The following is a 5907-nucleotide window of genomic DNA, read 5'->3' as shown; positions in this document are numbered from 1 at the left end:
AAGTGATAGACCACTACGCAAGCGTAGCAAAGAGTCTTCCTGAAAAACCGATCGCCATTGGTCACTCTTTGGGTGGACTGATCACGCAGATCCTCCTGAACCGTGGAATTGTAGCTGCTGCCGCTGTGCTGCACCCCGTGCCACCTTTAGGTGTTTTCCCCTATGAGTTCTCATTCCTGAAAGCCGGATGGAAATCCCTGGGGCTCTTCACCTCCACTAAAAAGACCTACCTGATGAGTCTTAAAGACTGGCAGTATGCTTTCGTGAATGGAATGAGCCTGGAAGAACAGCAGAAAGCATGGGAAGAAAATACCATCCCCGAATCTAAAACCGTAGCCCGTGGCGGTTTGAGCAGCGCTGCAAAAGTGGATTTCAAAAAGCCTCATGGACCTTTGCTGATAGTGGGCGGAGGAACAGATAATATCATCCCTGCCCACCTGAACCGCAGGAACTTCAAAGCCTACAAACAAAACAACGGATCTGTAACCGAGTACAAGGAATTCCCCGGTAGCAATCACTTTGTGGTAGGTCTACCCACCTGGAAAAATGAGGCGAATTATATCTACGACTGGTTCCAGCAAAACGCATAAATGAAAAACCCGATTGATACAGTTTCGCTGCCGGCAGGTGTTGCCGGCAGTTCTGTTTTAATATGGTGGAAATATAGCATTGATGCTCACTTTTTTGTATTTTATGACTGCAACGGTTGTGAAAATTAAGTCTCCATGGCATCTTTCAGTTTGTATTGTGTGATATCGTTTGCCTGATTATTTTTGCCTCCCCTAAACAAATGATACAACTACAATTCGAATTTATGAACCTCGATGCATTGGAAAAGTCAGGACAGATGATGGATACCACAGTTTACTGGCAGCTCATCCAGGATTCGCTCAGCGAAACAGCAGACCAGGAGGAGCAGGAAGAGTACCTGGTGAACAGGCTGAAAGTGATGAACCCACAGGATATTATCGGGTTTCATCTGCGTACCGGCTCCCTGATGGTCAGGAGTTATTTATCCGAATTGTGGTGCGCAGCCTATATCAATAATGGCGGCTGCTCCGATGACGGGTTCGAGTACTTCAGGTGCTGGCTGATCTCAAGAGGACAGGAAGTGTTTTACACGGTGCTGGAAAAACCTGACAGGCTTCTGGAATTTGCCAGCGAGGATTTTGAAGACTTTAATTACGAGTTTGAATCTTTCGGGTATGTAGCTGTATATGCTTTTGAAAGAAAAACCGGAAAAAGCATCTATTCGCATATCGAGGACAGGCTCCGTGACGCCTCCGAAGGATACGCTCCCATCAATTTCAACTGGGAAGAAGATAACCCGGCTTCCATGAAAGCGATCTGCCCCGGTTTGTACGCAGCCAGAATGGAAATGAATTAATATAATAAATGAATATGAAGTTTTTCTTATTGATAGCAGTGCTCGGTTTGTCGGTACCCGCTTTTTGCCAGGATGAAGAAGTCTGGAAACCTGCTTCTGCAAAAAGCGAGGCATACCATGAACAGCGGCATAAGAATACCATACCACCTTATGGGCTGGCCAAAATAAAGAAACTGATTGCTGGCATCAAAACGGAAGACACCGATTATGATGCAAAGTCTGAGATAACTTACCAACAGTGGCAGGCGCTGAGCCTCCGCGAAAAATTCACTTATTGCATGATTCATGGCGACCGCTTCACCCAGAACTGTGATGTGAGAGCGCCGGTACAGGATGAAGACCAGAAGATCTTCGCGCATCTGCTGAGCCCTTTTGAGGAAGAATTCCTGAGCGACAGGCAACGTAACTGGCTTTCCGTGAACAAGGATTCCGTGCTGGCCCTGATGGGAGAAAGCATCGGGCGCACAGGTTATGTGGGACTGAATTACAAAACTGTGATCGTGGATCTGAATGGCATATCCATGATCCCGCAGCTGATTGCTGTGTATAGCAAAACGAAGACGGACAAAGATATCCTCACAGTGCTCAACCTGCTGATGAAGAAGAATGAGTTCAAGCCATTCATGGAGTCAAGCTCCTATAAGAAATTATATGAGTCCAGTGATGAATACATGGCTCATATCAATTACAACCAGGCGAATGAAGAACTGATCATCAAACGTGCAACCGAATTCCATCAGTCACTTAAAAAATGAGTTATGGTACGAATCTTACTTCTTGTTGCTTTTCTGCTGAATATAGCTACCGCTTTTTCCCAGAAGAAAAACAAGCCTGCAAAAGAAGAGAACTTTCTCCGGATCTCCGGTCCTTCTGAGCAAAGATTCAGCTTCACCATCCCGCCTTATGGCTACAACAAGGTGAAGAAACTGGCAAAAGAAGCTGATACGGACAGGAACTCATTCGTTGCAAATCCGCTGCAGGAGGCGGCCCTGAGTACTCTCAGTCCTGAAGAGAAATTCACCTGGTGCATGGCCTTTCCAGAATCCTTTATGCAGATCTGTACGGTCTTCAGTTATGATTCCGTTGAATATAAGATCCTGCGTTATCTCCCCATCTCTTCGCTGGAAGCAGCGATGAGCAAAAGGCAGCGGGATTTCCTGAAAGAGAACCGGGCATTGACCATCCGGCTGATGGGAGAAACCATGTATGATTCTGTTTTTGTGGGCTTCAATTACAAAAAGCAGATCAAAGAGCTGCATGCAGTGGAGCTGGTGCCGCAGCTGATCAGCAATTACAAAAGGACCGGCGATAAAGACCTGCTGACCTTGCTGATAGAGTTAATGGAAAAAGACCAATACCAGCCCTGGCTGGATTCGGAGATCTGGCAGGAAATGAATCAGAAATCAGAAACCCGTTCCTTCAGAAAGTCTGCCCTCTTCACCAATACCAAAGCATATACCATTCTCAAATTCGCAACTGAGAAGTATGTTCATTAAAAACTGGATCTGCGGGATATTTTGTGTTGCAGCGCTGGTTCAGGTACGGGCGCAGTTGCCTTCAGCTGCCTTCAAACACATTCCCGCAGGTGAATACCTGGTTGGTAAAAAAGGGCATCATTCCAATCCTCTCAGAAAAGTAAAAGTAGACAGTTTCCTGATCGCGGTGTATGAAACCACCAACCGTGAGTTTGCTGCGTTTACTGCTGCAACGGGTTATATCACCGATGCTGAGAGAAACCGCAATGCCATGGTCTTTGAACCAGGGCTTGATGAGTTCCGCTGGCTGGAAGATTCCACTGCCAACTGGCGTTATCCTAATGGCACCGGCAGGGGCGGCATAGAAAATAAAATGGACCATCCTGTAACCTGTATCAGTTATCAGGATATTCAAGCCTACTGTAAATGGGCTGGTTACAGGTTGCCAACGCTGGATGAATGGGAGATCGCTTGCCGCGCAGGATCAGCTACTGACTTTTTTTTCGGAGAAACAGATGGATCTATCGGCAAATATGCCAATATCTGGCATGGCCGCGATCACCTGAAAGCCGATCATTCCGATAATTACATGTATACATCACCGGTAGGTAGCTTTGCTCCCAATGCCTGGGGCCTGTATGATATCTATGGGAATGTATTCGAATTCTGCTCCGGCAAACTGAAGCCGGATGAAAAGGATAATATTGCACATGCCCGTGGCGGTTCCTGGTGGTGCAGCCGCTTTGCCTGCAGTTTCTTCAACTCCGTGGATATCGGCCGCGTGCATGCCCGCGCCTCCTTCAGCAATCAGGGATTCAGAGTTGTAAAACCTGCGGCTAAACCGTGAACTCCGAAGGTGTTTTACCCGTCCATCTTTTAAAGGCCCTGATAAAAGCACTGAGCTCATTGTAACCCAGAATATGCGCCACTTCCTTCACCTGGTACTGCTTTCCCGTGAGATAATTGATGGCTAAGGTCTTTCTTACTTCTTCCACTATTTCAAGATAGGTCACACCTTCTTCTTTCAATTTCCTTTGCAGGCTCCTGGTGCTGATATTGAAATTGGCAGCTACGGATTCCTGAGACACCAATTGCAGGTAACTGTTGGTGAGCAGGTAATTGTAGATGCGCTTGTGAAGTGTATTGCCGGAGTCCGTTGATTTCAACGCCAGGTTGATCTGTTGCAGCAGATGCTGCTGTATGGCGTAATTGGCCGTGAGCACAGGTTCTGTGAGGAATCTGTTATGCACCTGAATACTTATTTCATCTTTGCTTTTGATAACAGGACAACGAAGTATCCTTTCATATTCGTGCTGGTTGCCCAGGGAGTAGGGAAGGGTAGCGCTCACGGGTTCTATCTTTTGCAGCAGTAATCCATCCATCTCATGCACTACAATCACCGCCAGGTAATCCGCCATATGCCTGAAAGCGGAAGGCCAGAGCTCTGCCCTGGCGGGATCATACAGTAAGTGAATGGTGAAATGGGTTTTGCCGCGCTCCAGCTTCATTTCAAAGATATCCGTGATCAGGGGCGTCATGGCGCCGGCATTGGCAAGTGCATCTTCCACCGTATTGCTGCTTTGTACGATCTGGCCGATGATGCCCAGAGCTGCCAGCTGCATCGATTCTCCGAAATGCAATCCGAAAAGCGGATCATTGCTGAGATGGGCGGCATTCTTCCAGAGACTGTTGATGAGGGCAGGCTCGTATTTGATGGCTTCATTCAGCTGAAGCTCTTTAAGATCGATGCCGGACAATTCACATAGTCTCTTTGCATCGATATTACGGTGCGCAGCATAGCCCAGCAACGCCAGCAGGAACCTTCTCTGGAAATTTTCCATTTGCTTATTTTTTTCAAAGATAACCGGCCTTTTGCCCGTTGCCTGCAATCTGGCGGAAAATGGCAGATTACTGGCGGGATATGACTCCCTGCTGGCGCATGCGGCATGGTAGCTTTGTTGAAAATTAAATCATATGTTATCATTAAGAACAACCCTGTTAGTAAATGCCATCAGTTCCGGAGCTACTGGTTTATTCCTGGCGCTTTTCCCTACCATAACCACTGGTGTTTTTGGTGTAAGCGAATCGATTTACTTCGTTGAAACAGGCATATTCCTGGTGCTCTTTGCAGCTTATGTATTATTTGTTGGCACCCGGAACCCCATCCGGTTAAGATCTGTGATGCTGATAACAACCCTCGATATCAGCTGGGTAGTGGCGAGCATTGCAGCTGTTTTCCTGCTCTCAGGAATAGTTTCCACCATCGGCATCGTATTGATCATTGCCGTTGCTGCCTGGGTGGCACTGATGGCCTTACTTCAATTTAAAGGAACCTATGCAGCAAAGCCAGGAATGTAAGCGCTACTCAGCGTGTGTCCAGTAGCTCGCGTCCCCGCGATTGACTTTTATTCTGTCACCTCCCGGCAACACGGTGTTCGCCAGAGGCGAAAAAATTGAAGTAACTCGCCGGAGGCGAGCTACTGGGAACACGCTGACTACCGGGCTGCCGCTGAATATGATCAGGTTTCGTTTTTGGATAATTCCGTTACAGAGAGGGCACTGGCATGACCGTTTCCGTTTCCATTTCCGTTTCCATTCGCATGACCATTCCCGTTACCATTGCTGGGTTGATCATTCGCGATCGCTTCCAGCAAAAAGGTGTTGAGCGAAGTTTCTCCGGGAATATCCAGTTTCTTTCTTAACCTGTACCTGCTGGTTTCCACCCCTCTCACGGAAATGCCCATCAGTTGCGCAATTTCCTTTGACGTGAGATTGATATGCAGGTAAGCGCAGAGTTTAAGGTCAGTGGTGGTGAGGGAAGGGAAATGTTTTTTCACCGAGTTCAGGTAATTGCTGTGCACTTCATCGAAGTGGCGTGCAAAATGCTCCCAGTCTTCATCTTTGTTCTCCGCCTCTTCCAGCAGCCGCATCACTTTTCTGAAATTGCCGATATTGAGTGGCGGATCATGTTTGGTGATGGCCTGCACCAGTTTCTCCTTGATCTCTGACAATACCTTGCCTCTCTCCACCAGGTGCATCGTTACA

General features: G+C 47.4%; 8 protein-coding genes. 6 read left to right on the top strand and 2 right to left on the bottom strand.

Going from position 1 to position 5907, the window contains the following annotated elements; genetic code table 11:
• The 5 genes from ACTHMC_RS27025 to ACTHMC_RS27005 form a co-directional block, all read left to right on the top strand.
• The coding region (locus ACTHMC_RS27025; protein WP_440418115.1) for an alpha/beta fold hydrolase at nt 1-590 on the top strand (590 nt) is incomplete at its 5' end.
• Between the two features lie 224 nt (nt 591-814).
• Nucleotides 815-1387 carry a DUF4240 domain-containing protein gene (locus ACTHMC_RS27020; RefSeq protein WP_440418114.1) on the top strand — a complete coding sequence of 191 codons (573 nt, stop codon included), beginning with the start codon at nt 815-817 and terminating at the stop codon, nt 1385-1387.
• 14 nt (nt 1388-1401) lie between these two features.
• The gene (locus ACTHMC_RS27015; protein WP_440418113.1) at nt 1402-2142 is read left to right on the top strand and encodes a hypothetical protein; all 741 of its coding nucleotides are present in this window, start codon (nt 1402-1404) and stop codon (nt 2140-2142) included.
• A gap of 3 nt (nt 2143-2145) precedes the next feature.
• Nucleotides 2146-2883 carry a hypothetical protein gene (locus ACTHMC_RS27010; protein WP_440418112.1) on the top strand — a complete coding sequence of 246 codons (738 nt, stop codon included), beginning with the start codon at nt 2146-2148 and terminating at the stop codon, nt 2881-2883.
• Entirely contained in the window at nt 2873-3709 is an 837-nt protein-coding gene (locus tag ACTHMC_RS27005; protein WP_440418111.1) for an SUMF1/EgtB/PvdO family nonheme iron enzyme, read from the top strand. The genes ACTHMC_RS27010 and ACTHMC_RS27005 overlap by 11 nt, the downstream gene beginning before the upstream one ends.
• Here ACTHMC_RS27005 and ACTHMC_RS27000 read toward each other — a convergent pair.
• The gene (locus tag ACTHMC_RS27000) at nt 3699-4703 is read right to left on the bottom strand and encodes an AraC family transcriptional regulator ligand-binding domain-containing protein (RefSeq protein WP_440418109.1); all 1005 of its coding nucleotides are present in this window, start codon (nt 4701-4703) and stop codon (nt 3699-3701) included. The two genes, ACTHMC_RS27005 and ACTHMC_RS27000, sit on opposite strands and share 11 nt — an antisense overlap.
• A gap of 133 nt (nt 4704-4836) precedes the next feature.
• Here ACTHMC_RS27000 and ACTHMC_RS26995 point away from each other — a divergent pair, with 133 nt between their 5' ends.
• Nucleotides 4837-5220 (top strand): hypothetical protein, encoded by a 384-nt coding sequence (locus ACTHMC_RS26995; protein ID WP_440418107.1) that lies wholly within the window; start codon nt 4837-4839, stop codon nt 5218-5220.
• A 161-nt stretch (nt 5221-5381) separates the two neighbouring features.
• Here ACTHMC_RS26995 and ACTHMC_RS26990 read toward each other — a convergent pair.
• On the bottom strand, nt 5382-5907 hold a 526-nt coding region (locus ACTHMC_RS26990; RefSeq protein ID WP_440418106.1), incomplete at its 5' end, for a helix-turn-helix transcriptional regulator.

This window comes from Pseudobacter sp., from assembly GCF_051955275.1.
Classification (GTDB): domain Bacteria; phylum Bacteroidota; class Bacteroidia; order Chitinophagales; family Chitinophagaceae; genus Pseudobacter.
Note: the sequence above shows the minus strand (reverse complement) of the source record. Positions and strands in the feature narration are given on the sequence as shown.

Bases quoted from the DNA above. Each gene is read 5' to 3' on its own strand.
- ACTHMC_RS27000 (WP_440418109.1), bottom strand. From the start codon at position 4,703: ATGGAAAATTTCCAGAGAAGGTTCCTGCTGGCGTTGCTGGGCTATGCT.
- ACTHMC_RS27015 (WP_440418113.1), top strand. From the start codon at position 1,402: ATGAAGTTTTTCTTATTGATAGCAGTGCTCGGTTTGTCGGTACCCGCT.
- ACTHMC_RS27005 (WP_440418111.1), top strand. From the start codon at position 2,873: ATGTTCATTAAAAACTGGATCTGCGGGATATTTTGTGTTGCAGCGCTG.
- ACTHMC_RS27010 (WP_440418112.1), top strand. From the start codon at position 2,146: ATGGTACGAATCTTACTTCTTGTTGCTTTTCTGCTGAATATAGCTACC.
- ACTHMC_RS26995 (WP_440418107.1), top strand. From the start codon at position 4,837: ATGTTATCATTAAGAACAACCCTGTTAGTAAATGCCATCAGTTCCGGA.
- ACTHMC_RS27020 (WP_440418114.1), top strand. From the start codon at position 815: ATGAACCTCGATGCATTGGAAAAGTCAGGACAGATGATGGATACCACA.